This is a genomic window from Phormidium sp. CCY1219, from assembly GCF_055795085.1.
This window is the reverse complement of sequence record NZ_JAYFEQ010000051.1, coordinates 1-297: the sequence shown is the minus strand read 5'-3', so window position 1 is coordinate 297 and position 297 is coordinate 1. Positions and strand designations below refer to the sequence as shown.

The following is a 297-nucleotide window of genomic DNA, read 5'->3' as shown; positions in this document are numbered from 1 at the left end:
CGGAATTACTGAACGAGATTCTGTGGTCTGCCAAGCGCCCATTCAAGGATGCTGCTGCCGTCAACTCAACTCGATGGGCCTTCTATCGGGCTTTGTCTCAAACAGACTTTCCTGTAGAAACAGGCACCGGTGGTAGAATCAAGTTTAACCGCTCTGGTCAAGAATTAACTAAAACACATTGGCTAGATGCTGCTTGTGTTGGGAAATCCACACCAGAGCGACTGAACATATTGGTCAAGCAACCCTTGATTATTACAGCCACAGGACAAGGAAATTGTCAGATGTGCCGTACCGACA

Annotated in this window: 1 pseudogene; it reads left to right on the top strand. The window is 47.5% G+C overall.

Annotated elements, in window-relative coordinates:
• Window positions 1–92: 92 nt before the first annotated feature.
• A pseudogene (locus AC0QH1_RS00390) lies at window positions 93–297 on the top strand (RNA-guided endonuclease IscB); the annotation flags it as partial.